24 protein-coding genes are annotated in these 26,484 nt (G+C 56.6%); 3 read left to right on the plus strand and 21 right to left on the minus strand.

Translation table 11 applies throughout. From position 1 onward, the window contains the following. Positions 1-150 precede the first annotated feature (150 nt). From KP004_RS18820 to KP004_RS18830, 3 genes are all read right to left on the minus strand, one after another. Positions 151-2,835 carry an NACHT domain-containing protein gene (locus tag KP004_RS18820; RefSeq protein ID WP_216799934.1) on the minus strand — a complete coding sequence of 895 codons (2,685 nt, stop codon included), beginning with the start codon at positions 2,833-2,835 and terminating at the stop codon, positions 151-153. Positions 2,836-2,859: 24 nt separating this feature from the next. Continuing rightward, entirely contained in the window at positions 2,860-3,537 is a 678-nt protein-coding gene (locus tag KP004_RS18825) for a restriction endonuclease (protein WP_216799935.1), read from the minus strand. A gap of 906 nt (positions 3,538-4,443) precedes the next feature. Continuing rightward, entirely contained in the window at positions 4,444-5,094 is a 651-nt protein-coding gene (locus KP004_RS18830) for a fibronectin type III domain-containing protein (RefSeq protein WP_216799936.1), read from the minus strand. Between the two features lie 366 nt (positions 5,095-5,460). Between KP004_RS18830 and KP004_RS18835 the strand changes: the two genes are divergently transcribed. Both KP004_RS18835 and KP004_RS18840 read left to right on the plus strand, forming a co-directional pair. After that, positions 5,461-5,763, plus strand: a complete 303-nt coding sequence (locus KP004_RS18835) for a helix-turn-helix domain-containing protein (RefSeq protein WP_216799937.1) — start codon at positions 5,461-5,463, stop codon at positions 5,761-5,763. Between the two features lie 123 nt (positions 5,764-5,886). Further along, entirely contained in the window at positions 5,887-6,171 is a 285-nt protein-coding gene (locus tag KP004_RS18840) for a DUF2442 domain-containing protein (protein WP_216799938.1), read from the plus strand. 120 nt (positions 6,172-6,291) lie between these two features. Here KP004_RS18840 and KP004_RS18845 read toward each other — a convergent pair whose 3' ends face one another. The 18 genes from KP004_RS18845 to KP004_RS18930 form a co-directional block, all read right to left on the minus strand. After that, a complete protein-coding gene (locus tag KP004_RS18845) occupies positions 6,292-6,621 on the minus strand; it encodes a type II toxin-antitoxin system PemK/MazF family toxin (RefSeq protein ID WP_216799939.1) in 330 nt (109 codons plus the stop codon). Beyond that, positions 6,618-6,824 carry an antitoxin MazE family protein gene (locus tag KP004_RS18850; protein ID WP_216799940.1) on the minus strand — a complete coding sequence of 69 codons (207 nt, stop codon included), beginning with the start codon at positions 6,822-6,824 and terminating at the stop codon, positions 6,618-6,620. The genes KP004_RS18845 and KP004_RS18850 overlap by 4 nt, the downstream gene beginning before the upstream one ends. A gap of 55 nt (positions 6,825-6,879) precedes the next feature. Further along, positions 6,880-7,416 carry a hypothetical protein gene (locus KP004_RS18855; protein ID WP_216799941.1) on the minus strand — a complete coding sequence of 179 codons (537 nt, stop codon included), beginning with the start codon at positions 7,414-7,416 and terminating at the stop codon, positions 6,880-6,882. 609 nt (positions 7,417-8,025) lie between these two features. Next, positions 8,026-9,006, minus strand: coding sequence for a hypothetical protein (locus KP004_RS18860; protein WP_216799942.1), 981 nt, complete (start codon positions 9,004-9,006; stop codon positions 8,026-8,028). 333 nt (positions 9,007-9,339) lie between these two features. Continuing rightward, complete coding sequence (locus KP004_RS18865; protein ID WP_216799943.1) at positions 9,340-10,794, minus strand: NADH-quinone oxidoreductase subunit N; 1,455 nt, start codon at positions 10,792-10,794, stop codon at positions 9,340-9,342. 31 nt (positions 10,795-10,825) lie between these two features. Further along, complete coding sequence (locus KP004_RS18870) at positions 10,826-12,505, minus strand: NADH-quinone oxidoreductase subunit M (protein WP_216799944.1); 1,680 nt, start codon at positions 12,503-12,505, stop codon at positions 10,826-10,828. A gap of 50 nt (positions 12,506-12,555) precedes the next feature. Further along, entirely contained in the window at positions 12,556-14,559 is a 2,004-nt protein-coding gene (gene nuoL / locus KP004_RS18875; RefSeq protein ID WP_216799945.1) for an NADH-quinone oxidoreductase subunit L, read from the minus strand. 165 nt (positions 14,560-14,724) lie between these two features. Further along, positions 14,725-15,027, minus strand: a complete 303-nt coding sequence (nuoK, locus tag KP004_RS18880; protein WP_183343823.1) for an NADH-quinone oxidoreductase subunit NuoK — start codon at positions 15,025-15,027, stop codon at positions 14,725-14,727. 19 nt (positions 15,028-15,046) lie between these two features. After that, a complete protein-coding gene (locus KP004_RS18885) occupies positions 15,047-15,550 on the minus strand; it encodes an NADH-quinone oxidoreductase subunit J family protein (protein WP_183343825.1) in 504 nt (167 codons plus the stop codon). 10 nt (positions 15,551-15,560) lie between these two features. Continuing rightward, positions 15,561-15,959: an NADH-quinone oxidoreductase subunit NuoI gene (gene nuoI / locus KP004_RS18890; RefSeq protein WP_216799946.1), complete on the minus strand. Its 399-nt coding sequence runs from the start codon at positions 15,957-15,959 to the stop codon at positions 15,561-15,563. 42 nt (positions 15,960-16,001) lie between these two features. Next, a complete protein-coding gene (gene nuoH / locus KP004_RS18895) occupies positions 16,002-17,051 on the minus strand; it encodes an NADH-quinone oxidoreductase subunit NuoH (protein WP_216799947.1) in 1,050 nt (349 codons plus the stop codon). Between the two features lie 41 nt (positions 17,052-17,092). Next, on the minus strand, positions 17,093-19,558 hold the full coding sequence (locus tag KP004_RS18900) for a molybdopterin-dependent oxidoreductase (protein WP_216799948.1): 2,466 nt from the start codon (positions 19,556-19,558) through the stop codon (positions 17,093-17,095). Between the two features lie 135 nt (positions 19,559-19,693). After that, entirely contained in the window at positions 19,694-21,475 is a 1,782-nt protein-coding gene (nuoF, locus tag KP004_RS18905) for an NADH-quinone oxidoreductase subunit NuoF (protein WP_216799949.1), read from the minus strand. Between the two features lie 37 nt (positions 21,476-21,512). Then, on the minus strand, positions 21,513-22,019 hold the full coding sequence (nuoE, locus tag KP004_RS18910) for an NADH-quinone oxidoreductase subunit NuoE (RefSeq protein ID WP_216799950.1): 507 nt from the start codon (positions 22,017-22,019) through the stop codon (positions 21,513-21,515). A 31-nt stretch (positions 22,020-22,050) separates the two neighbouring features. Next, positions 22,051-23,220 carry an NADH dehydrogenase (quinone) subunit D gene (gene nuoD, locus KP004_RS18915; protein WP_216799951.1) on the minus strand — a complete coding sequence of 390 codons (1,170 nt, stop codon included), beginning with the start codon at positions 23,218-23,220 and terminating at the stop codon, positions 22,051-22,053. 57 nt (positions 23,221-23,277) lie between these two features. Then, entirely contained in the window at positions 23,278-23,763 is a 486-nt protein-coding gene (locus KP004_RS18920; RefSeq protein ID WP_216789636.1) for an NADH-quinone oxidoreductase subunit C, read from the minus strand. A gap of 33 nt (positions 23,764-23,796) precedes the next feature. Beyond that, complete coding sequence (locus tag KP004_RS18925; protein ID WP_183343841.1) at positions 23,797-24,309, minus strand: NADH-quinone oxidoreductase subunit B; 513 nt, start codon at positions 24,307-24,309, stop codon at positions 23,797-23,799. Beyond that, positions 24,300-24,656, minus strand: a complete 357-nt coding sequence (locus KP004_RS18930; RefSeq protein ID WP_183343843.1) for an NADH-quinone oxidoreductase subunit A — start codon at positions 24,654-24,656, stop codon at positions 24,300-24,302. Before KP004_RS18930 ends, KP004_RS18925 begins: the two co-directional genes overlap by 10 nt. A 404-nt stretch (positions 24,657-25,060) precedes the next feature. Here KP004_RS18930 and hemL point away from each other — a divergent pair, with 404 nt between their 5' ends. Beyond that, a complete protein-coding gene (gene hemL, locus KP004_RS18935; RefSeq protein WP_216799952.1) occupies positions 25,061-26,344 on the plus strand; it encodes a glutamate-1-semialdehyde 2,1-aminomutase in 1,284 nt (427 codons plus the stop codon). Positions 26,345-26,484 lie beyond the last annotated feature (140 nt).

The following is a 26,484-nucleotide window of genomic DNA, read 5'->3' on the forward strand; positions in this document are numbered from 1 at the left end:
AAAACTAACCCAATTTTGCAACTTTGCAAGCCTGACCCCAGATTCCACAGATTCCAGATTCCCCACCAGATTCCCACTCTATCTGATGACAGATGTACATTAAGAAGTTACTCAAGTTACTTACATCCCACCAAGCCCCTTAGCCGCCAATCATGTCCCTGTTTCGACTGACAAGCCTAAACCTACAATTTTGGATTCGTTAATAATCAGTGAGGTCCTTTTAACCCAGGGGACATACCAAGTTAGTAAAACCTTGTGCTTCACATCACATGTTATATTTAAAGCCGTACACAGCCTGAGCCACAAAACCATTCTAGCTTGCATGGTTGTGAACGAGGGTGACTTCAAAAAGACATAAGCAATAATTATGGCAGCATTAACCAAAGCGGTAAGAATGACTCCTTTAAGCGATTTCGGGCTCATGGCTGTTGCCAAGATTAGCCATGACACAAAAAAGGTGAATTTGGATGGCGAAAGACCGTCTAATAGACGGCTTGTAAACCATGAAAATTTTTGTTTTACGGCATACCGATATGCCTCTTCAAACAGCAGTGCCCTTTGTAAAAAACGCACCATTCTGTTATCACTAAGAAAGGCACGGAGTAACTTGCCCGCTATGATATCTTTATTATTGCCCACAGAAAACTTGTCGCCAAGAATCTCACCGAGAAACTCTACAGATACTGGAAGTGTAATAACATCTTCAAGTATAGCAGCAGTCACTTTAAAAATTGCATTGGCTTTTTCAGACTCCCTGTTGATAATTTTATCAGCAACTACACTAGCAAAAAGGTATTCCATGAAAGACTTGTGACCAAACTTAAATGCTCCTGGAGTTGAAGGATCATCAACAAGTATACCACAAGCTCTTACGTCAGTTTTTACATGTTCTATACCATACTCAGCATCTTTTATTCGTTGTTTCAGGGGTATTCTCACCTCACCAGTTATTGTTGTGGCAGAAGTCGAAATACAGTCAGGAATTATAAATACAAGCTCCTCTATCAGTTGGTTTAGTTGGTCCGATAGTATCTGATTTGGCAGATTATGTACTGCCATGTAACTCGCTATGGCAGACATAAAGAATTCTCTTTCTGAGGTATTGAGTGCCATGAACTGGTTTGTGTCGGCTTCTTTTAACCCTTGCCTTCTGTAACTGTGTCGAATAAACAAATCCATGACAAAGGCTGAATTTAATTGCTCTACCTTTTCAAACAATCCTTCCGACTCCCAAAGGGTCGAGACGATGTGAAGCAACGAAGGACGTGAAACAAGTTCGTTAAATCTCATATTCTGCTTAACCAGATTACATATCTGATCGCGCACATGACCTTTGTGCTGCCTAAGAGATTTTTCTATTTCATTTAATGTAAAAGGCAATAGCCGGACTGCTTCACAATATGGTTTGTTGGCTAACGCTTTTCCGATGCCAAGAGCGTTCTTCATCTCTTCTTCATCTAAGAAAAAGTTAGGTCTGCCTGTTATGACAATTTTTGCCTTTGGGTAGCAGAATCCCCAGATGGTCCTAAAATGTTTAAGCCGCATCTCTGAATCCCCAATCAAGGCCATCTCATCAAATCCCTCAAAGATAAGCAAGAGCTTGCCTGCTATGTGTAGTTTCATCAAGGCTTGCGGATTAAGATTGTATTGCGCGGCCCAAGCGCCAATCAACTGCAATGGCGTTAGATTCCTGGGGCTTGTCCCCCTTAGTTCGATCAGCAGCGGTATCCGTGTCGGGTTAGATTCCTTCAGCAATCGATAGGTAAACATTAGGGTAGCTGTACTTTTGCCTTGCCCATACTCTCCAAGCAGCGCAATTTGTTTTCCGTTTGTAATCCCCAGCCATTCCTTGAGATAATCTTCTACATTAACTGGCACCACATCTTCTTTGGCTTTTATATTTGTTACTGTTATTTGCGCAGGAACATAGACATCGTTGAGTTTAAAATCCGAGTCTGGCAAATTGTCTTTAAGCACTCTATTATTAATGTGGTTTTTGTAGTCCGTAAAATCTACCAAATTGGACAAAAGAGCCTCTTCCCCCACTATTCTAACGGTATATCCTTTATGTTTTACCAACTTATCAGTATTGCCACCTAAAATTGCAATAATATGTTCTACATTGGTTTCGTCATAGTCACCTTGCTTGACGGTATATTCCACAAATTCTTTGATTTCTTTTTCCGTTACACTTTCGTGTACAGGGTACAAGAAAACAGGGCTATGCCCATCAACATTTTTCCCTATCCAATACCCAACGCTGTCGTGCCACCCACTCGGTGAGAACATGTACGAGGTTGAAGACAGCCTTATCAACTCTCTAGCCTGATCTTTCCAGGCCAACGAATCGGTAATTGGCTCTAATTCCATCACGTTACGCGTTTTAATTTCTGAAAATTGCACAGGTGGTGGGAGCCCCTTCGAAATTCTTCTGAGTTCACTCACACCTTCGTTTATAATTCCAGTAGGCATGTTTCTTTGTTCGCGCTGGTACTGCTCGTAGCTTTTTAGCCCGTCCCAGCTTTTAAAAATACTAAGTATGGCCTGCACTGCTACGATATACACGAGAACCAACAGTGAATAATCTGTCCAATCAGCCTCTCGAACCTTTATTTCACTTGAGGTGACATAGTTAAACAGTTGCAGGCCAATATGCCATGGCATCAAGTTGCTTTTCATTGATGTAAGTACTAACATTGACATTGACGTTATCGAAGCCAACGCCGCAAAAGCAAACCGTTCTCTCGTATACTGTTGTCTTTTTAAGTATATATAAACGCCATATGTGATGGCAGCTATTAACAGTAGTAACAAAATTACAAAAAGAATTTTCATATTAGGCTCCTAGTATCTCCGCATTTATGCGGAATAATATACATTCAATCTGTTCCACGCAAAATTACCTACCCCAACGATACAACACGACTTTCGGTTGAGGCTACAAAGGGCTTTTAGTTCAAGGGATAGCCCTTCAGTAACATTCTCATCATCTTGGGTGAAATCACCAGTGGTGACGAAATAGCCGGCGGCGGCTCCGGCGGCGGCCATCACTCCGTAAAATTCGCGTACCGGCTGAACGCTGACCTTGTATGCCTTCCATTGCTTGCACTGCACCAGGTGCTTTTCTCTCCCCTTGCGCAGGACAAGATCGATGCCGCCGTCCGGACCGCTGCCACCCTCTCGCGCGACCTCAAATCCGTTCCGCTTGAAGTGCTCGGCGACCAGGGTCTCGAACTCGCCCCAGGTCATTTCGTTCAAAGAGGCGACATCGGTACGGGACTTGACGGTTTCGTTGAGCTTGCGCTGCTTTAGGGAATTGTACCCGGAGATGCCTGCTGCGATTAGAAAAGCAGGAGCAAGAAACATCTGACAAAACATCGCCACTATCGGTGCTACTAGATTGCCGGGGGCTTGGGAGGGTATTGAGCGGGACATGAGAAAGGTTACAATGGCAAGGACCACCGATACCCACCACGGGAATTTGCTGGCGATGATAATGACATCTTCGATGGGGCTGGTGCGCGGTCTTCGTGCCATGGGACTTTGCGGAACTCCTGAGGGGATAATCGTAAACACACAATTAGCACATAGAATAGCTTTAATAAAGTAGAATCAACACGCAATCTAATTTGTAACGCAAAGCCGCAAAGGCGCAAAGAGAGACACATTTTAACAGGGATAAAGGGGATAAAAGGGATGGGCACGGGGGATTGGGAGGTTCCGGGGGGCGGTTGCACTATTGCTGACGGAATAAGCCAAAACCGAAATCGGTTTGCACTATTCTGAACGGAATAGTGCTATTTCGGTTTGGTTTTGCACTATTTCAAACGGAATAGTGCAAACTCGGACCAAAATCTCACGATTTCAAATGGAATAGTGAGATTTCAGATGGGAATTGCACTATTCTGTTGGAAATAGCACTATTTCCACCCAAAATCTCACTATTCAGCTCAAAATCTCACTATTTCTTTCAAGATTGCACTATTTCAGTTGGAATAGTGAGATTTCGATCAGGAATTGCACTATTCCAGATGAAATAAGGAGATTTCAGATGAAATAGCACTATTTCCAACAAAATCTCACTATTTTGGTTGGGACTGCAGGATTTGCCTGGGACGGCCTCCAACGGCAGGGGGTTGGACTGCCATCAGCGGGTGTGAGTACGAGAAAGGGGCGGTTTTGTGTGACTCGGACGGTGAGGATGGGGAGTTTCTGGCGGGGATTCAGGTTGTGAGGTGAGAGACGGGACCATTCGAGGGGATGAATAAACGAAAGCGGCTGCACGTTGGTGCAGCCGCTTGGTGGTAATGGCTAATTCAGGCAAATCCCCCCTGTCCCCCCTTCGCAAAGGGGGGAACTGTGGTTCCTCCGATCCGCTTCGTGGCTGCGCCGTCCGCAGTTCCCGGGATTGTTTGAAGAACCTTCGCGTACAGGAAGCTGCTTTTAGATGATGATCAGTTCGACTACCTCGGACCAGGGGCCGACGCCGGCATCGTTTATCAGCCTGGCCCTGAAGTAGGCCCTGCGCGCCGGCTCTAAACCGTCGACGGTGAAGTGGCAGTAATGGGACATCTTCAGGGCCTGCCACGAATCTTCCTGCGCGGGATTACCGTAACAGATCTGTACATCGACACTCGCCTTTCCCTCCCAACTGTTGACGTACATCTTCACTCCACCTGATCTGTCACCATGACTGACCTTGAACTTGTTGAACTTCTTGGGCAGCTTCACGGTAGTGCTCCGCGGCGCCTTTTGCTGTCTATTGACAGGTACGCCCTCCAGTTGGCTGGGATCATTGGTGTGGGTCGCAAACATGACCACGTACTGGCAGGAGAACTTTATAGAGTTGATAATCTTCTCCCGCTTCTCTTGCCTTAAGGGTTCCTTCGATGGGTCCAGGCGTGCCGCATTTGATGCGTGCTTGATGTCCTGTGCTTCCTCCCTCAGATTGCCCGGGCCTGGAATACAGATTGGGATGGTTTGCCCCTTGTAGGCCGGATGTTCCTCCAGGTGGTCGGCCAGGGTTTCGCCGCAGAGGGCCAGGTCGCCGTCGGAAAGGTCTTTCAGGCCGGTGATGTCGAAAGGTTCGCTCATAGTAGGCTCCCGTGTTCGTGTGGAATGATGGGATAAAGTATTAGCCGCTACAAATATTGTTGTCAAGTAGGGCGGTGCGATTCGCTCCTTGGCGGGTACATCCTTTGGCGCATTTGAAAGCTCATCCACAGACAGTGCAGAGCTCCACGGAGGCTCCAGAGGAAGACCTGAAGGCATCTCACGCAAAGGCGCGGAGACGCAAAGTGAAGCGATCTACAGGGATAAAAGGGATAACTGCGAGCTGCTGCCGGTGGGCAACGGAGGTCTCCCTAAGGCTTGGGTTCCATGAGCTAAGACTGGGACGCAATCACTTGTCAGGTTGACGCCCGTGCGCCAATGACGTACCGTATTTCAGGGGGAATATCCATGAGCGATGAACTTTTCAAGGAGTTGTTGGAAAGTGTGAAGCAGGGTGCGGCGATAATGAAAGGAGAGACGGAACCCTCCCGTTCTTTTGACTTTCCTGAAACGGAGGTTCGTGCTCTGCGCGAGAGATTCGGGCTGTCCCAGGATAAGTTTGCAAACCTCGTCGGAATCAGCGTCGGGACGCTGCGAAACTGGGAACAGGGGCGGCGCAAGCCGGAAGGCCCAGCGCGAGTGCTGCTGAGAATTGCGTTACTGCATCCTGAAGCTTTGCTGGACGTCGGTGGGAGGCAAAAACGGGTGTAGACATTGGGCAGCAGTAATGCTCGTTCAGTCATGGTTCGAGATCCACAAGGATGATCTGCTGACCGACTGGCACCTTGCCGTAAATGACCAGAATCCTTTGCTCATAAAGCCTTTGGAGTAGTCATGAATAAAGTGGTTTCAGTAAAACCATTGGAGGACAAAAAAGTAGCGGTCGTCCTTTCCGATGGCAGGTCAGGCTTTTTCGATGTCGCCCCCTATATCAAAAGCGATTTTTTCCAGCGCTTGAATGAGGAGGCGTACTTCAGGCGGGTCTCCCTCTTCTTCACCGGCATCGGCTGGCCCGAAGGGCAGGATCTTGGTTCCGACACCATCGCGGCGGAGTTGCAGCCAATGCCGGAGCAGCAGGAGTCATCGTGTAACGGGGCGCAGTTCCGCGAGGGCCCTTAGGAAACCAGAAACAACTAACAGGGATGAAGGGGATAAAAGGGATAACCTGCCCCTGGGAGGGTGGGCTGTGACCCCACACTCTTGGGAGGAGAGCTTGGGCGATGTTAAATTTGGGCTCTGCTACCTGTCCGCGATGCCTATCCACAATGCCAATAGTCTCGTGATCTCGGACATCTGTTTGTCAGACAAGTTCCCTATGACATCACCTACTTTTTGGCGGGGCACGGTCATTAGCTTGTCCACCTGAACAAAAGAGGGGGCTGACAGCCCATTCTCTGCCGTCGGTGCGAGCTTGTAACGATAGAGCGGGGCATCCAACATAAAGGATGTCAGGAGACAGAGCGTTACGCTTGGGTGCTCAGAAAAGTAGTCGGTTTGGACCACAAGAGCAGGTCGTGGTTTGCCATAATCACCTGCAGTGGTCACCAGGACGACATCTCCCCGTTTCATTCCTCACCCCAGTCGGCCACCTCAGCCATGTCTTCCAAGTCCTGCAGATTCTGCGGGTCTTGAAGCGCGAGCCGCGATTGTCTGAGGCATTCGGCCTCAAAACCAGGGGTCGCTGGATCGGGAACCCATATCTGAACCGGCTTCAATCCAGCTTCACGAAGTTTTGCCCTGTAATTTTGCACTCTATCTCTTGTCGGCTGCATAACACTCCCCTTTCGTTACATGAAACAACACTTTACACTCCTTGTAAAGTATTCTTTACCGCTTGCGTTTCAACAGGAGGATGGTGTTGTCGTACCAGCGAGTAGCGGCATTGCCACCGGGCAGGAGTGCGATCCAGTTTTCTCCTCCAGGGCCAAATGGCACATCAGGACCAAAGTCTCCTTTTCCGCACCCGACCCAATAAACCGTCACGCTCGCACCGCCATCTGCCGCCAGCATGTACCTTTTAGATGCAGCTGACTGTTCTAATTCCTCTTGCCTTGCCATCGTCTTCGCCAACAAGCCATCGAGGGTGCTCCGTTGCTCTGTGATGTTCGGTCCTATACACCACAGCGTCTCCGGCAAATTGCCTCTGGCTTCTGTGCGTTGAATTGTGACCGTCTTACCAAGTAAGCTCTTGTCATCATATTCGTAGTAGGTGCGGGCGGTAAAAGTACTGTCCAGACGAACCCCAACCACTTGCCACTTGCCTATAAGTTCTTTGGGGAAACCTCTGCGCGCATCTGCCTGGAGAGGAGTAGGTTGAATTATCAGGCTCACCAACAGGAGTGGCATCAAGAGATTCGGCGTCACCTGTTACCTCCAAACTTTCAAGGCTACTTCGGATATGGCTAAGGCTTGATGAGAGCTGTAAGTTTGCGGCGCAGGGGAGACCATTTTGCTACGGTCTTTTTCGAAGCCGGCGGCAGTTTGTAGCCATCGTCTCTAGTTACGTTCAAAGCTGTGGCTGATGCGTCTATGTAGTAGATGCGGTAGCAGTAGGGATTCACATCGGTGTCTGCTGGTTCCTTTTCTAACACGATTAACGATGTAGATTTCTTTCGTTGGTTTGGATCACAAAGTGGAACTCTGCCAAATCTGTCCGGCACGCCCTCCTTCATGAGCTCAGGTAGGTATTGCGACCTGTAATATCTGCCATCTTCAATCTCGTATGCAGCTGAATTGCTTTGACGATTGGTAATAAACACTGTCGAGGCGCCAGTAGCTGGGTCGCTGCATTGTATCAAGGTAGCTCCTGTTGGCTCGCTGTACGCCACTAAGCCCGCCAGATGAGAACATGGCGCCGTCATTTGCTCTGCTGGTACATGGAACGAGCAAACCGCTGAGGAGCAAACTGCTTGTTCCTGAGCCCATGCAGCGTACGAAAGGACCTGTAGAGCTGCAAGTGCAGTAAGTAGTTGCTTAAAGACGCACATATGCGCCTCTGTAATGCACTAATAATTTGAACTTTGGGTTCTTTCGCGTCACTCTGCCCCCTCCCTCAGTAGATATGAACGGCTCCGACGTCAAGATGCCCATCCTGCGGCTGATACAATCGGCTTGATACTTGTGCTTCGCTCCTCGCCCCCTTTCCATAACAACGATAGCCATTATCTCTCCTTGCGTCTTTGGTTTCTTCTCGCCTATTTGGCTGATTATGGCTGCTTTTGATTTACCGATACCGTATTGTTGCACGCATAGGTCAAATAGCGCTGCGTATGTGTTAATCTCGATTCGTTGAAATTCAATCGGTTTAATTGCCCTCAGCCACGCAATATCCCGCATTACCAGCATGTGATAATCTTTAATTGCCTCGTCATTTTGGATCTTGTTGAAGACCGCCACCCTTGCAATATTTTTAAACGACGTCTCCCATCCGCTGCGGTTCGTCTTTAGCAGAGATCTGGCCCACTTTTTTTGTCCTGCCTGATCGTTTTCGAGTATCGCTTTCTTCAGTGTCTCGTAACCGGTATTTTTGGTGAAGCAATTTTCAAATTGACCTGGATCTGCTCGCAGCATCTTCTTGAGTATCGGCCCAAGGGTGTTTTGACCAAAATTCCACTGAAGCAGTCCAAATGAGGTGGCCTGGTCATCACCATCATCGGCCAGGGTTCCATACTTCGCCTCTCCCCCTTCGAAATATGTCGAAATTTCTAAAGCTATAATTTGTGCCTGGTCCAGTGGAATCCAACGCTCGGGTGCTGAAATTCTCAAAACGGCTTGCGGGGCATTGTATCGCGCAGAGGGATCTGCAAGATCATTCCGCCCTACTGGCCCAGGTGTGTCCTTAGGAAGGGCTTTCGAATTAGGCGATGCTGCATCGTTGTAGCCTAGGGGGCCGGGGGTGAGGGTGGGGCGTTGGAAGGGGTCGCGACGGAGGTGATCTTGACGGGAACCGGCCATCTTGGAACCTCCTAATGGTGAGGTCGTGAAGATGGAAATGTACCAGGGGCTAGGTGGGTGTCAAACTTGGCGTGGGATGTCCTCCCTTCGTCAAAGGGGGGGACGTGAGGGGCGCGGCAACGCTTCGGGGACAAGGTTTCGCAGGGGTGGGACACCGCGTTTGTGTTGGCATATGTGAGGGGGGAGGTGGACGGGCGAATGATTATTCGCCCCTACACGTGACATGGAATCACCAGGGGCACGCGCGCTCCTTCTTTCTGCCAGGGACATACAAACGCAAAGAGGGCACCCGGAATCGGGTGCCCTCTTTTTGCTTCTATAAACTAGCTCGTCTTAGAACTGTACTGCTTTCTGCGCCAACTCGAGGACGGTGCCCGGGACTACGCCGAGAACCAGGGTGGCACCTACGGCTACCAGCAGACATACTGCGATGGCCGGGGTGGCACCTGCCCACTCGAAGTCTTCGGTCGGATCTTTCATGTACATGAAGACCATGACGCGCAGGTAGTAGTACAGGGATGCCGCGGAGTTCAGTACACCGATAATGGCAAGCCACACGTAACCGGCTTTGATGGCTGCGCTGAAGAGGTAGAACTTCCCGATGAAACCTGCGGTCGGCGGCATGCCGGCCAGGGAGAACAGGAAGATGCTCAGTACCATTGCCAGAAGCGGCTTCTTGTGACCGAAACCGGCCAGATCCTGCACGTTGCCGTTGATCTCGCCTTTCTTGGTGATCAGTACGATGACACCGAAGGCGCCGATGTTCATGAAGGCGTAGGAGAGCATGTAGAACAGGATGCCTGCTGCACCTTCGGCGTTCACGGCGGCGAAACCCACCAGCGCGTAACCGGCATGGGCGATGGAGGAGTAGGCCAGCATCCTCTTCACGTTGTCCTGGGACAGCGCGATGATGTTACCGACGGTCATGGTCAGTACGGCCAGAATCCACAGCAGGTCGCTCCACTCAGCCCTCAGCATCGGGAAGGCGAAGATCATGACGCGGATGAAGGCTGCGAAGCCTGCTGCTTTCGGACCGGCAGACATGAACGCGGTCATCGGGGTCGGTGCGCCCTGGTAGACGTCCGGGGTCCACATGTGGAACGGTGCGGCGGCAATCTTGAAGCTGAAGCCGACGGCGATCAGCAGCATGCCCACGATGAAGAGCGGGTTGCTGGCTACGCCGGGGTTGCTCATCACATAGGAGGAGATGGCCATGATCTTGGTGCTGCCGGTGGCGCCGTAGGTGAGCGCCATGCCGTAGAGCAGGAAGCCGGTGGAGAAGGCACCCAGCAGGAAGTACTTGAGGCCTGCCTCGTTGGATGCCAGGTTGTCACGGTTCCACCCGGCCAGGATGTACAGCGGGATGGAGAGAAGCTCGAGGCCGAGGAAGATGACCATCAGGTCGGTCCCGCTCGCCATCAGCATCATGCCGACGGTGGCGAAAAGAACCATCGGGTAGAGCTCGCCCTGGTTGCAATCCTCCTGGACCATGTAGCGATCCGCTATCAAGATGGCAAGGCCCGCGGAAATGATGAAGATGATCTTGAAGAAGATTGCGTAGTTGTCCTGCACTACCGATCCGTTGAACGCTGATACCGACGGCCCCCAGCCGCCCACGGCGCTCGCCGCGGTCACTGCAAGGCCGATGATGCTCAGGTAACCGAGGTAGGCCTTGTTCTTGCCCGGCACGAAGACGTTGACGAGCAGCAGCACCATGGCGATGCATGAGAGTAGGATCTCAGGCATGATCACTGCCAGGTTTATGGCCGGCATAGCAATTGTTTCCATCTATAATCCTCCGTCAGTAGTTCTAAGCGGTCTATTTTGCTTCGTTGTTTGCGGGGATGGCCGGGTGTCCTGCGGGCATGCCAGCGGGTGCTGCGCCTGCCTCCGGCATCGCCGGGTGACCTGCGGGCATACCTGCGGGTGCCGCACCTGCCTCGGGTACTGCCATGTGACCCGGGGGAAGTGCCATAGCTGCCGGCATTGCTGCCTGCGCTACCTGCTTCTGAACCTTGGTCTGCGCGATCATCTTGTCGATGGACGGGGCCATGGTGTCGATGATCGGACGCGGGTAGATGCCCAGGAAGAAGATGAGGAAGATGAGCGGCAGCATGATGGCGACTTCGCGTGCGTTCAGGTCCTTCAGGGTCTGGTTCTTCGGGTTGCTCAGCTCGCCGAACATGACGCGCTGGAACATCCAGAGCATGTAGACGGCGGAGAGGATGACGCCGGAGGTGGCGATGATGGCATACCAGCGCAGGCTGCTCTCGAAGGAACCCAGGAGCACCAGGAACTCACCGACGAAGCCGTTGGTGCCCGGCAGGCCGATGGAGGAGAAGGTCACGATCATGAACATGGTGGTGAAGACCGGCATCTGCTTGGCCAGACCACCGAAGTCGGTGATGAGACGGGTATGACGACGCTCGTAGATGAAGCCGACGATAAGGAACAATGCGCCGGTGGAAACACCGTGGTTCAGCATCTGCAGCATGCCGCCGGTGACGCCCTGCTGGTTGAGGGCGTACACGCCCAGCATTACGAAGCCCAGGTGGGCTACCGAGGAGTAAGCAACGAGTTTCTTGACGTCCTGCTGCACCATGGCCACCAGCGATGCGTAGATGATACCGATCACGGAGAGGGTGGCGATGAGCGGGGTGAACTGCAAGTTGGCATCCGGGAACAGCGGCATGGCGAAACGTACGTAACCGTAGGTACCGCATTTCAGCATGACGGCGGCCAGGATTACGGAGCCGGCGGTCGGCGCCTCGGTATGGGCATCCGGCAACCAGGTGTGCAGCGGGAACATCGGGACCTTGATGGCGAAGGCCAGTGCGAAGGCCAGGAACATCCACATCTGGGTGGTCGGGTCGAGGTGCAGCTGGTAGAAGCGCAGGATGCTGAAGTCGCCGCCGCCCGCCTTGAAGTAGAGGGCGATCAATGCGACCAGCATGAGGAGCGAACCGACCGCGGTGTAGATGAAGAACTTGACTGCTGCGTAGATCCTGTTCTTGCCGCCCCAGATACCGATCATGAAGTACATCGGGATCAGCATGATCTCCCAGAAGATGTAGAAGAGGAACAGGTCGAGCGAGATAAAGGTGCCGATCATGCCGACTTCGAGGAGAAGCAGGCAGATCATGTATTCCTTCACCTTCTCCTCAACCGCCGTGTAGGTGGAGAGGATGGCGATGGGCATGATGAAGGTGGTCAGGATGACCAGCCACAGGCTGATGCCGTCGATGCCCAGATGGTAGCTCATCTGGAAGGGACCGGCCGCGATCCAGGGGATGTTCTCGAGGAACTGGAACCCGCCGATGTCGCTGCCCGGCGCGTTGTACCCGGTGATCAGGGGCAACGAGAGGACGAACGTCACCACCGTAACCGCCATGGCGATGCTACGGAGCACGCCGTGGCTGTTCTTGTTCACAAAGAGGAGCAGTATCGCCCCGATCAGCGGTGTGAAGGTTAATATGCTCAGTAACGGTAGCTGGTTCATTTACTCTGCTCCTTTTACTTACAGGTCAAAATTATCTCAAGTCTCGAATCTTAGCGGAAGATGTACACCGCGACGATCAGGGCCACGCCGAACACCATGGTGAAGGCGTAGTTGTGAACGAAGCCGGTCTGCACGTAGCGCAGGATGCCGGAGAAGCCGCGGACAACCGCCGCCACGCCGTTCACGATACCGTCGACCACCAGCACGTCGAACCCTTTCCAGAGGAAGTTGCCGAGAGCCTTGCAGGGGTTGACGAAGGCGAAGTCGTAAATCTCGTCCACGTACCACTTGTTGTAGACCGCGCGGTGCAGTGCCGGGAAGGTGGAGGTGAACTTCTCGGGGAAGCCCGGTGCTACGATGTAGAGCGCGTAAGCGAGAGCGATGCCGCCGCAGGCGATCAGGACAGAGGTGCCCATGAGGCCCCACTCCATGGCGACGGAGTGCAGACCATGCGCGCCGTGCGCCTCGGTGTAGTGGGTGGAGTAAGCAAAGACCGGCTCGAGCCAGTGCTCGAAGTAGTTCGGCATTTCACCCAGCACTTCACCGAGCACCTTGGGCACGCCGACCCAGCCGCCGAACACGGAGAGGGTGGCGAGGCAGACCAGCGGCACGGTGATGACCCACGGTGACTCGTGCAGGTGGTGGTAGGCCTTGTCGGAGAGACGGGTCGGACCGAAGAAGGTCATGAAGACCAGGCGGAACATGTAGAATGCGGTGAGGCCTGCGGCCACGGCGCCTGCGCCCCAGAGGACGTAGTTGACGGCATGGTGGTGCGGGTTGGCGAACGCCTGCCAGAGGATCTCGTCCTTGGAGAAGAAGCCGGCGAAGCCCGGGATACCTGCGATGGCGATGGTGGCGAAGAGGAAGGTCCAGAAAGTAACCGGCATCTTCTTGCGAAGCCCACCCATGTTCCTCATGTCTTGCGGGTCCGCTTCGGAGTGCTCGTGGTGCAGCGCGTGGTGCATGGCGTGGATGACCGAGCCGGAACCGAGGAACAGGCAGGCCTTGAAGAAGGCGTGGGTCATCAGGTGGAACACGCCGGCGGTGAAGGCGCCGACACCCATGGCCAGGAACATGTAGCCGAGCTGGGAAACGGTGGAATATGCGAGGACGCGCTTGATGTCGTTCTGGGCGGTGCCGATGGTCGCCGCGAAGAGGGCGGTGGCGGCGCCGACGCAGGCGACTACCAGGAGAGCGGTCGGGCTCTTGATGTAGATGAAGTTCATGCGGGCGATCATGTAGACGCCTGCGGTAACCATGGTGGCGGCGTGGATGAGCGCGGAGACCGGAGTCGGGCCTTCCATCGCGTCCGGCAGCCAGGTGTACAGCGGAATCTGGGCGGACTTACCGGTGGCGCCCAGGAAGAAGCAGAGACAGACGGTGGTGACCACGGCGCCCGGGACCAGGAGGTCGGCGTTCTTGGCGAGCTCCACGAAGTTGATGGTCCAGACGTTGTGGTTGTGACCCAGGTAGTAGAAGAGGGTGAAGAGACCGAGGAGGAAACCGAAGTCGCCGACCCTGTTCATCACGAACGCCTTCTTGCCCGCATCGCCGGCGCTCTTCTTGTGGAAGTAGTAGCCGATCAACAGGTAGGAGCACAGACCGACGCCCTCCCAACCGATGAACATGAGGAGCAGGTTGTTGCCCGACACCAGGCAGAGCATGGAGAAGGTAAAGAGGTTCAGGTAGCAGAAGTAGCGGTAGAACCCTTCCTCACCGTGCATGTAGCCGATGGAGTAGAGGTGGATCAGGAAACCGATCCCCGTTACGATCATCAGCATGGTGGCGGACAGCGGGTCGATCAGGAAGCCGATGTCGGCTTTGAACGGACCGCACTGGATCCAGGTGAAGATGGTCTTCTGGAACACCCGCTCCTCGCCCGGCAGACTCAGGAGCTGGAACAGGATCCCGCAGGCGACCATGAAGGAGGCGAACACGCTACCGGCGGCGATACCGCCGATGACCGTCTCGTTCTTTATCTTCTTGCCGAGTAGGCCGTTGATGACCGAGCCGATGAGAGGGCACAGTGGGATCAACCATACTAAATCAAACATCCCTGACTCCTTTTTATCTGAAAAATCAGTTCTAAAAATCTGAATGCCGTTCAACGTTCAACGTTCAACGTTCTAGGTTTAAACCCGACTCAAACCCAACTCCTTGCGTCCCCGCGCTTGCGCTCTTAACGTTGAACGTCGAACGTTGAACGGGTTCACCGGGTGTTAGAGCTTGAGCAGGTTGACGTCCTCGACGTCGATGGACTCGCGGTTCTTGAAGAAGGCGATCATCAGCGCGAGACCTACGGCTGCCTCTGCGGCGGCCACGGTCATGACGAAGAAGACGAAGACCTGTCCGTCGATGTTGCCCAGGTGCCTGGAGAAGGCGATGAAGGTCAGGTTCACCGCGTTCAGCATCATCTCGATGCACATGAAGATGACGATGGCGTTTCTCTTGGTCAGGACGCCGATGGTCCCGATGGCGAAGAGTATGGCCGAAACTATCAGGTAATTTTCGATCGCTAGCATGTCTGTTCCCCTCGTAGCGTTAAATTTTCTTTTTGGCCAGGATGACGGCGCCGACGATCGCGGCTAAGAGCAGCACCGAGGTGACTTCGAACGGCAGCAGGAAGTCGGTGAAGAGCGCCTTGCCGATCAGCTCGACGTGGCCGACACTCACGATCTGCTCCTTGGTCATCTCACCCACCTTGCCGGTCATGGAACCTTTCATCAGGAACCAGATGGTCTGGAAGAGAACGAACAGGCCGATGGCGCTTCCGGCGATCACCGCGTGGGTGCCGCGCTTGACGGTCTCAACCCTCACGTTCAGCAGCATGATCACGAAGATGATCAAGACCATGATGGCGCCGGCGTACACGATCACCTGGGTGGCCGCCATGAAGGGGGCGTCCAGCATGACGTAGAAGGTCGCCAGGCAGAAGAAGGTCATCACCAGCGACAGCGCGCTGTTGATCGGGTTTTTGCAGGTGACCACGAGTATGCTGGAAATAACGGCCACCGCAGCCACGACGAGAAAGAAGATCGATTCCATTGCTGCTCCTTTATTTCTTTTCTAAGAGTCTGTCTTTGGTGTAGGTGAAGTCGGCGCGCGTGTAGTTGGCGAGTTCGAACTGTTCGGTCATCCGAATCGCGTCAACCGGGCACGCTTCCACACAGTAGCCGCAGAAGATGCAGCGCAGCATGTCGATTTCGTATTTCGCAGCGTACTTGTCGTGGTTGGCGTCCTCGCCGGCCTCGACGGTGATGCACTTGGCCGGGCAGACGGTGGGGCAGAGGTAGCACGCAACGCACTTCGCCTTGTCGTGGGACACGTTGAGCGCGTGCAGTCCGCGGAAGCCTGGCTTTACGTCAGGACGCTCGGTCGGGTACTGCAGGGTGACCGGCTTCTTGAACATATGTGAAATGGTGATCTGAAGACCTTTGATGAGCGGCATTATCATTTGCGGCACCTCGCCTAGAAGTTGTGTAGCTTGACTCTTTCTCTACTTGCTGATGAACATGACCCACAGGCCGGTCGCCATCACGTTGACCAGGGTGAGCGGCAGGAACACCTTCCAGCCCAGACGCATGAGCTGGTCGTAGCGGTAACGCGGGTAGGTGGCCCTGACCCACATGCAGACGAAGATCAGGAAGTACACCTTGGCAATGAACCAGAACCAGCCGGGGAGGAACGCCGGGCCGTGCCAGCCGCCCAGGAACAGGGTGGTGGTGACGGCGCAGACGGTGATCATGTTGGCGTATTCTGCCATGAAGAACATCGCGTACTTCATGGAGGAGTATTCGGTGCAGAAGCCGGAGACCAGCTCCGTCTCGGCCTCGGGAAGGTCGAACGGGGTCCTGTTGATCTCGGCCAGCGAGCAGATGAAGAAGATCACGAAGGCCAGCGGCTGCTTGAAGGCGTACCATGCGCCGCCTGCCTGATCGGCTACGATCTTGTGCAGGGAGAGGCTCTCGGAGAGCATGAACACCGAGATGATGGCAAGGCCTGCGGCGAGCTCGTAGGAGATCATCTGCGCCGCGGAGCGAAGGCCGCCCAGGAGCGAGTACTTGGAGTTGGAGGCCCAGCCGGCGAGCACGATGCCGTAGACGCCCAGGGATGCCATGGCCAGGATGTAGAGGACGCCGACGTTGACGTCGAAGACCTGCTTGCCGGCCTGGTCGTAGTAGGCAGCGATCTGCAGCGGTACGGTGTAGCCGCCGATGGTCACGCTGTCACCGAAGGGGATGACCGCGAAAGAGATGAACGCCGGGATCAGGGCGACGAGGGGAGCGATCAGGAAGGCGAACTTGCTCGCCTGCGACGGAATGATCTCCTCTTTGAAGAACAGCTTGACGCCGTCCGCGATCGGCTGCAAAAGGCCGTGCCAGCCGGTCCTCATGGGACCCAGACGCACCTGCATGTGCCCGATGATCTTGCGCTCCGCGTAGGTGGCGTAGGCCACGGTAAGGAGCACGAAGACAAAGGCTACGAGCACTTTGGCAACCATGGCTATGTAGTACGCGACCGGCAGTCCTAAGATTAGCGTATCCATCTGATAGTCTTCCCCTCTTGTATAGATTTTCTAGCTGTTGGCTACTTCTTCGCGACGGAGACGTAGGTGACTTCCGCACCGTCGGTGATGGTGTTGACGCTCCCCTCACCGAAGTGATACGGGGAGAAGACCACGCCCTGCGGGACGCGCTTGCCGACCTTGGCGACAACCTGCACCGCGCCGGTGCCGGAGGTCACGGTGACCTGGTCCCCTTCTTCGACCTTCAGGGCCGCCGCGTCGGCGACGTTCAGTTCGGCGTAGGCATCCGGGCAGACGTACATGGGGCCTTCGCCGAAGCGGCTCATGGTGCCGCAGTGGTACAGCGCGCTGCCGGTAACGAGGGCCAGCTTGCCGGCTGCCGGTGCCGCAGCCTTCGCCGCCGCCGGGACCAGCTTGGCGGCGAGCGCCACCGGGTAGACCGCACCTTCGTCTTTCAGGCCGGCCTGGGTGAGGCCCTTGTAGGCCGGGACCGATGCGGCGATCTCGGTGAAGACCTCGCCCTGGTTGTTGTAGCGTGCGCCGCCCAGAGCCTGGGAGATCGCGTTCAGGATCTCGAAGTCGCTCTTGGCGAGGCCGATGGCGGGGATCGCCTTCCTCACGTTCTGGACCCTGCGGCCCAGCGAGGTGAAGGTGCCGCTCTTCTCGGCGAAGGAGCAGGCCGGGAGGACGACGTCGGCCAGAGCCGCGGTCTCGGTCAGGAAGAGATCGGAGACCACCATGAACTCGACGTTCTCGAGGGCCTTCTCGACCTTCGCGCGGTTCGGGTAGGAAACCACCGGGTTCTCGCCGGCGACGAACAGGGTCTTCACGTTGCCGTTCGCGCAGCCGTCGATGATGGCGGCGGCGTTCAGGCCGGTCCCTTTCGGGTAGATGCCCATGTCGACCGCACCCTGGCTGTTGTTCTTCTCGCCCATGATGAGGAGGCCCGCGCCTTCCTTGCCGACCTGGCCGGTGAGGATGGCGAGGTTCGCTGCCGCGTTGGCGAGCGCCGCATTGTGGCCGGGGTAGCCCTGGCCGATGGGGAGGATGATGAGGGCCTTCTCCGCGGAGGCGAACTCCTTGGCGATGGCTGCGATCTCCTCGGCGGAGACACCTGCCTTCTCGGCGGTTGCGTCGGCGACGGCGGCTTTCAGCGCGTCGAGGCCGGCCACGCCTTCTACTGCGAGGCCCTGGTCGATGACCGACTTGCAGAGGGCGTTGAAGAGGGCGACCTCGTTACCCGGCGCGTGGACGGTGGTCTTCGCGCCCGGCAGGCGGGTCAGCTTCCCTTTCTTGTCGGAGACGATCCTGAGTGCGATCCCTTTCCTCTTCACGCCGAGGTTGATCTCGAAGCCGATGACCGGGTGGGTCTCGTAGGCGTCGCTCTTGACCACGAGGAGGAGGTTGGATTTCTGCACGTCGGCGATCTCGGCCGGGGAGGCTGCCACGCCGAAGGAGGCGACGGCGCCCTTGGTCAGCGCCTCGTGGGCGTAACCGGCGGAGTGGTCGATGTTGTCGGTGCCGACGGTGCCGCGGAAGAGCTTACCGAACAGGAAGAGCTCCTCGTTGGTCAGGCGCGGGGTGGCAAGCGCTGCGACCGAAGCCGGATCGCTCTTGCCTGCTGCGAGCCTGGAGGTCACTTCGGCGAGTGCCTCTTCCCAGGTGGCTTCCTGGAGCTTGCCGTTCTTGCGGATGAGCGGCGCGGTGAGGCGCTTGTCGGAGTTGACGAACTGGTAACCGAAGCGGCCGCGGGTGCAGAGCTGGCCGTTATGGAAGCCCTGGTTCTCGTCGTAGATGGTGGTGAGCACCTTGCCGTCCTTGGTGCCCAGGGTCAGCTGGCAGCCGGTGCCGCAGTAGGAGCATACGCTCTTGGTCTTCTGCAGCGCCCACCAGCGGGCCTTGAACTTGAACGGGCGGGAGTTGAGGGCGCCGACCGGGCAGACCGAGACGCAGGAACCGCAGAACTCGCAGTTGAGCGGCCCGTCGAACTCGGTACCCATCTTCGCCTCGATACCGCGGTTGATGAAGGTGTAGGCACCGTAGGACACGATCTCGTCGCAGATCCTCGCGCACTTGCCGCAGTGGATGCAGCGGTTCATGTCGCGCTCGATGAGCGGGTTCTCGTAGTCGATCTCGTGGTTGAACTTCTCGTCCACGAAACGGTTCATGTTCACCTTGTACTCGTAGGTGAGGTTCTGCAGGTCGCAGTCGCCGGCGGCATCGCAGACCGGGCAGTCGATCGGGTGCTTGAGGAGCAGAAGCTCCAGCACCAGTTTCCTGGCCTTGACGATCTCGTCGGTGGTGGTCTGCACGATCATACCCTCGGTGACCGGGGTGGTGCAGGCCGGGATGAGGCGGCCTTTCATCTGCTCGACCTCGACCAGGCACATGCGGCAGCCGCCGAACGGGTGCAGCTTCTTGTCGTGACAAAGGATCGGTATCTTGATGCCACAAGCCTTGGCGGCGTCGTAAATGGTGGCGTCTTTCTCTACCGCAACCTGTTTTCCGTTTATCGTAAGATTTACCATCTCGACCTCTGTCTCCATAGAATCCGTTCAACGTTCAACGTTCAACGTTCCCCTTCAAGTTTCGGGTGCTAGCTACTTGCAGTCATGCGTCCAGCGGTGACGGTTTTAACGTCGAACCTTGAACGTTGAACCGCTTTACTCAATGGCCATGAAGCGGCAGGCGTCGTAGCAGGACTTGCACTTGGTGCAGTTTTCCTTGATCAGCTCGGCGACCTCGCCCTTCTCCCACTTGATCGCGTTGGACGGGCAGGCCCTCAGACACGCGCCGCACTTGACGCACTTCTCGGGGACCACCTGCCACAGGAGCAGCTCTTTGCAGGAGTTGGAGGGGCAGCGCTTGTCCTGGATGTGCGCCTCGTACTCGTGACGGAAGTACTTCACGGTGGAGAGGATCGGGTTCGGGGCCGTCTGCCCCAGACCGCACAAGGATGCCTTCTTGATGGTGGCACCCATCTCCAGCAGGGTGTCGATGTCGGCCATCTCGCCGCGACCTTCGGTGATCCTCTCCAGGATGTCGAGCATCGCCTTCAGGCCGATACGGCAGGGAACGCACTTGCCGCAGGACTCCATCTTGGTGAAGGTCAGGAAGAAGCGGGCCACGTCGACCATGCAGGTGGTCTCGTCCATGACGACCAGACCGCCGGAACCCATCATGGCGCCCGCCTTGATCAGCGAGTCGTAGTCGACCGGGGTGTCGAGCACCTCGGCCGGGATGCAGCCGCCGGAGGGGCCGCCGGCCTGAACGGCCTTGAATTTGCGGTTGTTGGCGATGCCGCCGCAGACCGAGTAGATAACGTCGCGTACGGACATACCGGCCGGAACCTCGACCAGACCGGTGTGCTTCACCTTGCCGGTGACCGCGAAGATCTTGGTCCCCTTGGTGGTGTCGGTGCCCAAGGATGCGTACCAGTCGGCGCCCTTGTTGATGATGTGGCGCACGTTGGCGAAGGTTTCGACGTTGTTGATGTTGGTCGGGAAGCCCCAGAGGCCCTTGACCGCCGGGAACGGCGGACGGGGACGCGGCATGCCGCGCTCGCCTTCGATGGAGGCCATGAGGGCGGTTTCCTCGCCGCAGACGAACGCGCCGGCGCCCTTCTTGATCCTCATGTCGAAGTCGAAGCCCCAGCCCTGGATGTTCTTACCCAGGTACCCCTTCTCGTAGCAGGTGTCGAGCGCCTTCTGGAGACGGTCGATGGCCAGCGGGTACTCGGCGCGGACGTAGACGTAGCCGGCGTCGCAGCCGATGGCGTAGGCCGCGATCATCATGCCCTCGATGACGCAGTACGGGTCGCCTTCGAGGATGGAGCGGTCCATGAACGCGCCCGGGTCGCCCTCGTCGGCGTTGCAGATGAGGTACTTGTGGTTGCCCGGGGAAGCGGCGCAGAAGCTCCACTTCATGCCGGTCGGGAAGCCCCCGCCCCCACGGCCACGGAGCCCGGATTTCTTCACTTCGTCGATGACTTCCGACGGCTTCATCTCTTTGACGCACTTCTCGATGGCCTTGAAGCCGTCCTCTTCGAGGAAGGCGTCGATGCGCTCGGGGTCGATCTGGCCGCAGCCGGTCATAACCACACGCATCTGCTGATCGACGAAGGTGTTGTAGTAGGCTTTCGCCTTCTTCTTCTCGATGACTTCGTTGTTGACGATGTGCTGGTCGAGGATCGCCGCAACGTCCTCGGGTACCACGAAGTCGTAGGTGACCCTGCCCAATTCAGGGGTGATGACGTCAACGAGAACGTCGTTGGCGCACAGGCCGCGGCAGCCGGTCTTGACGACGTCGCAGCGCTTGCCGACCTGGGCCACGATCCCCTTCTCGGCTATCAGCCTGGTGAACTCGGCCTCGACCTGCTTGGCGCCGGCAGAGATGCCGCCGGTACCCTGACAGATAAGTATTTTGATTCCTGCGTTATCGCTCATGACAAAAGGTCCCCTGCAGAGAAATTGACGTTGCCGGCTACTTCATCGGCCGTGCGTTGTAGGTTTCAATGATCTCGTCCACCTTCTGGACCGTCATCTTGCCGAAGGTGTCGTCGTTCACCATGGCCAGCGGTGCCATACCGCAGGCGCCCAGGCAGGCCACTTTCTCGAAGGTGTAGCGCAGGTCGGGCGTGGTCTCCGCGTGCCCGATCCCGAGGCGCCCGAAGAAGGTCTCGGTGATGCGCTCCGCCCCCTGTACGTGGCAGGCGGTACCGACGCAGACCCTGATGATGAAACGGCCGCGCGGCTTCAGGTGGAACTGGGCGTAGAAGGTGAGGACGCCGTAGATCTGGCTCGGGTAGACGTTCAGCCTCTCGGCCACCAGATCGATGGTCGGTTTCGGGACGTACCCGTAGGCGTCCTGGATACCCTGCAGGACCGGCATAAGATTGCCCGGCAGTTTCAGGTACTTGTCGATGACTTCGTTGGCCTCGGTCAGATCGATTTCTTCGGCCGGAATTTCTTCGGCTGGAGCGTTAGACATTTACCCCATCTCCTTTACTTGTTGATTAAAACTAACGGTCAATTTCGCCAAGTACGATGTCTAGCGTTCCGATGACTGCAACCAGGTCGGCCAGCATGGAGCCCTTGGCCATCTTCTCAATGGCGGAGAGGTTCACGAATGACGGCGGGCGGACCCTCATGCGGTACGGCATGTTGCCGCCGTCCGACACGATGTAGTAGCCGAGCTCCCCTTTCGGGTTCTCGACTGCCATGTATACCTCGCCCTCGGGGACCGGGAAGCCCTCGGAAGCGATCTTGAAGTGGTGGATGAGCCCCTCGATGGAGTTGTACACGCTCTCCTTCGGGGGGTAGCAGACCTGCGGCGCGTCGGCCAGGATCGGTCCGGGCTTCAGCTTCTTCAGGGCCTGGTCGATGATCTTGACGGATTCGCGCATCTCGACCAGACGGACCTTGTAGCGGTCGAAGGTGTCGCAGTTCTCGCCGACCGGCACCTTGAACTCGAAGTCCTCGTAGCCGGAGTAGGGGAGGTCGCGCCTGAGGTCGAAGTCGACGCCGGAGCCCCTGAGGGCCGGGCCGGAGATGCCGAAGTCGATGGCGTCTTCCGCGGAGATGACACCGTTGCCGATGGTCCTCTGCAGCCAGATGGTGTTCTTGGTGAGCAGCCCCTCGTAGGTGTCGAAGTGACCCGGGAAGGTGTCGACGATCTCCTGGACCTTCTGCTCGAAGCCGGCCGGGAGGTCGCGGGACAGGCCGCCCACGCGGAAGTAGTTGGAGGTCATCCTGGCGCCGGAGACCATCTCGTAGAGGTCCATCACCAGCTCGCGCTCACGGAAGGCGTAGAGGAACACGGTCATGGCGCCGATGTCGAGGGCGTGGCAGGCGATCCAGACCAGGTGGCTCTTAAGACGGGTGAGCTCGGCCATGATCACGCGCACGAGTTTCGCGCGCTCGGGGACGTCGAGGCCCAAAAGCTTCTCAACGGCCAGCACGTAGCCCAGGTTGTTGTGCATCGGGGCCAGGTAGTCCATGCGGTCCGTGAGGGGCAGGGTCTGGTGATAGGTACGGTGCTCGGAGAGCTTCTCGATGCCCCGGTGCAGGTAACCGATGTGAGGGGTGATCTTCTGAATCACCTCGCCGTCCAGCTCTACTACGAGCCTGAGAACGCCGTGGGTACTGGGGTGCTGGGGCCCCATGTTCAAAGTCATTATTTCGCTAGCCATTGATCGCCTCTATTTTTTGGAAATGGAAATCGTCCCTGGTTTCGAACTGGATCCGTCTTACGACAGACGCCCTTTGTACGGCTCGCGGTCGGGTCCCTGGAGCGGGTAGTCCTTCCGGAGCGGGTGCCCGACCCAGTCGTCGGTCATCAAGATGCGCACCAGGTTCGGGTGGTTCTTGAAGTTGATGCCGAACAGGTCGTACGCCTCGCGCTCCAGCCAGTTGGCGGAGTTCCACAGGGCGGTGGCGGAATCGATGGAGCAGTCCGCCTCGGTCACCGGCGCCTTGACCCTGACGCGGTCCTTGTTGGGGATGGAGAGGAGGTGGTAGACCACCATGAAACGCGGCTCCTGACCCAGATAGTCGACGGCGGTAACGTCGGACAAGAAGTTGTAGCGCAGGTCGTCCCTAAGGCACTTCAGTACCTCGAGGATGCTCTCCTTCTTCACGGTCACCGTCACCTCGCCGCGATGCTCCTTGTATTCGAGCAGGGCATCCGCGAAACGCTCCTTCAGCTTCACTACAGCGCGATTATTTTCTGCCATGTCAGCCTTACCTTTCCCTTTGGTCGTTGTAGATTAAGCGGCGGGTTCGAGTCTTTCGCCCAAGCCAATGGAGGAACCGAAGGAGTTCTTCTCGTTGGCGATCTTGTCCTGGAGCTTCATGAGGCCGTAGAGAAGCGCCTCAGGCCGCGGCGGGCAGCCCGGGATGTAGACGTCGACCGGGAGAGCCTCGTCGATGCCCTGCACGACGGAGTAGGTGTCGAAGATGCCGCCCGAGCAGGCGCAGGCGCCCATGGCGACGACCCACTTCGGTTCCGGCATCTGCTCGTACACGGTCTTGATGACCGGGAGCATCTTCTTGGTCACGGTGCCGGCGATGATGATGCAGTCCGCCTGGCGCGGGGAGGCGCGGAAGATGATACCGAAACGGTCCAGGTCGTGCTTGGCCGCACCGGTCGCCATCATCTCGATCGCGCAGCAGGCAAGACCAAAGGTCATCGGCCAGATGGAGGACTTCCGGGCCCAGTTAACCAGGCTGTCCAGGGAAGTCGTGATGATGTTGTCGCCCAGCGGCTGATTTACTCCCATTCCAGTGCTCCTTTTTTCCAAACGTAGATGTAGCCTACGAAGAGTATGACGATGAAGAGACCCATCTCGACCAGGCCGAACATGCCCAGGCGCTTGAAGAGGACGGCCCAGGGGTACATGAAGACGGCCTCGATATCGAACAGGATGAAGAGCATCGCGATCAGGTAGAACTTGATCGAGAAGCGCTCGCGTGCGCTGCCCACCGGCTCGCAACCGCACTCGTAAGGTGCAAGCTTTACCTGAGACGGCTTCTTCTGACCGATGAGCGATGAAAAGATCACCGACCCCAGACCGAACAAGCACGCTATGACGACCAGCACCAAGATTGGCAGATATGCACCAAGCATCCCTTATCCTCCCGTACCACCAGGTTTGTTGTTAATTTCTTTCAAAACGCGCGCAAATGCCGTATACTGCACGCTTCTCGACCAACAAGCCCCGCTGCTTCCGATACTTAGCAAGCGCTGCGCCTTCGAAAAAGTATACTGTATACAACATTGCGACCGAAAATTATTTCATTTCACCATCTTTGTCAAGCAGAAATTATCCAGTTACACCCTAATCGTTTACAGAACCACGTATACTTTTTCTCAAATTGTATTACACCCTTAGGCCTTCCCCCCGCTTCCGCCTCATCCACCCCCTCCGGCCGTATACGAGAAAATCTTTTAATCCTTGACAGATTATCCGCGGCTATGCTACCAGAGAGCCCGATAGTTAATAATTTCCAGCCAGTTAGGAGAACCCAGTCATGCAAAACAGCCGTTCGTCGCAACTCTTTCAGCAGGCGCTCAAATCCATCCCCGGCGGGGTGAACTCCCCCGTGCGTGCCTTCCGCTCGGTAGGCTCCGATCCGCTGTTCATAAAGAGCGCTGCCGGCCCCATGATTTTCGACGAGGACGGCAACGGTTACATCGACTACGTGGGTTCCTGGGGCCCGATGATCGTGGGCCACTGCCATCCGAAGGTGGTCGAGGCGATCAAGAAGGCCGCCGAGAGCGGCGCCTCCTTCGGCGCGCCGACCGAACTGGAAATCACCCTGGCCGAGATGGTGATCAAGGCGGTCCCCTCCATCGAAATGGTGCGCATGGTGAGCTCCGGGACCGAGGCGACCATGAGCGCGATCCGCCTTTCCCGCGGCTACACCGGGCGTGACAACATCCTCAAGTTCTCCGGCTGCTACCACGGCCACTCCGACTCCCTGCTGGTCAAGGCCGGCTCCGGTCTGGCCACCTTCGGCGTGCCCGACTCCCCTGGTGTCCCGGCCGATCTCGCCAAGCACACCCTGACCGCGACCTACAACGACCTCGACTCGGTGCGCGCGCTGGTGGCCGCCAACAAGGGGACCATCGCCTGCGTCATCGTCGAGCCGGTGGCGGGCAACATGGGTACCGTGCCCCCGCAGGAAGGGTTCCTGGAAGGACTGAGGGAAATCTGCACCGAGGAAGGGATCGTACTGATCTTCGACGAGGTCATGTCCGGCTTCAGGGTCGCCTACGGCGGGGCGCAGGAGCGCTTCGGCATCACCCCGGACCTCACCACGCTGGGCAAGATCATCGGCGGCGGCCTGCCGGTGGGCGCCTTCGGCGGCAAGAAGGAAATCATGTCGCAGCTCTCTCCGGCGGGCGGCGTGTACCAGGCGGGCACCCTCTCCGGCAACCCGCTGGCGATGACCGCCGGCATCGAGACCCTGAAACTGCTCCAGGAGCCGGGTTTCTACGAGAAGCTGGAAGAGAAGAGCAAGTTCGTGGCGGAGGGGATCGCCAAGGCGGCGAAGGATGCCGGCTTCCCGCTCTACTCCACCCGCGTCGGCTCCATGTTCTGCGGCTTCTTCTCCAAGGAGCCGGTGTACAACTGGGACAGCGCCGCCAAGTGCGACACCAAAGCGTTCGCCACCTACTTCCGCGGCATGCTCGAGGAGGGGGTCTACCTCGCCTGCTCGCAGTTCGAGACCGCCTTCGTGGGCGCGTCCCACACCGAGAAGGACCTTGAGAAGACCATCGCCGCCGCGGCCAAGTGCTTCAAGGCCCTCTAGGGCGAACTTCCCGCTTTCACAAACAAAAAGGCGCCCGCGTTTATCGCGGGCGCCTTTTTTCGTTATTGATCGTTGAGTCACACAAGTCCCCCCTCCCCTTGCGGGAGGGGGTTAGGGGGTGGGGGTAGCTGCGGACATTG

The organism is Geomonas oryzisoli, assembly GCF_018986915.1.
Lineage (GTDB): Bacteria > Desulfobacterota > Desulfuromonadia > Geobacterales > Geobacteraceae > Geomonas > Geomonas oryzisoli.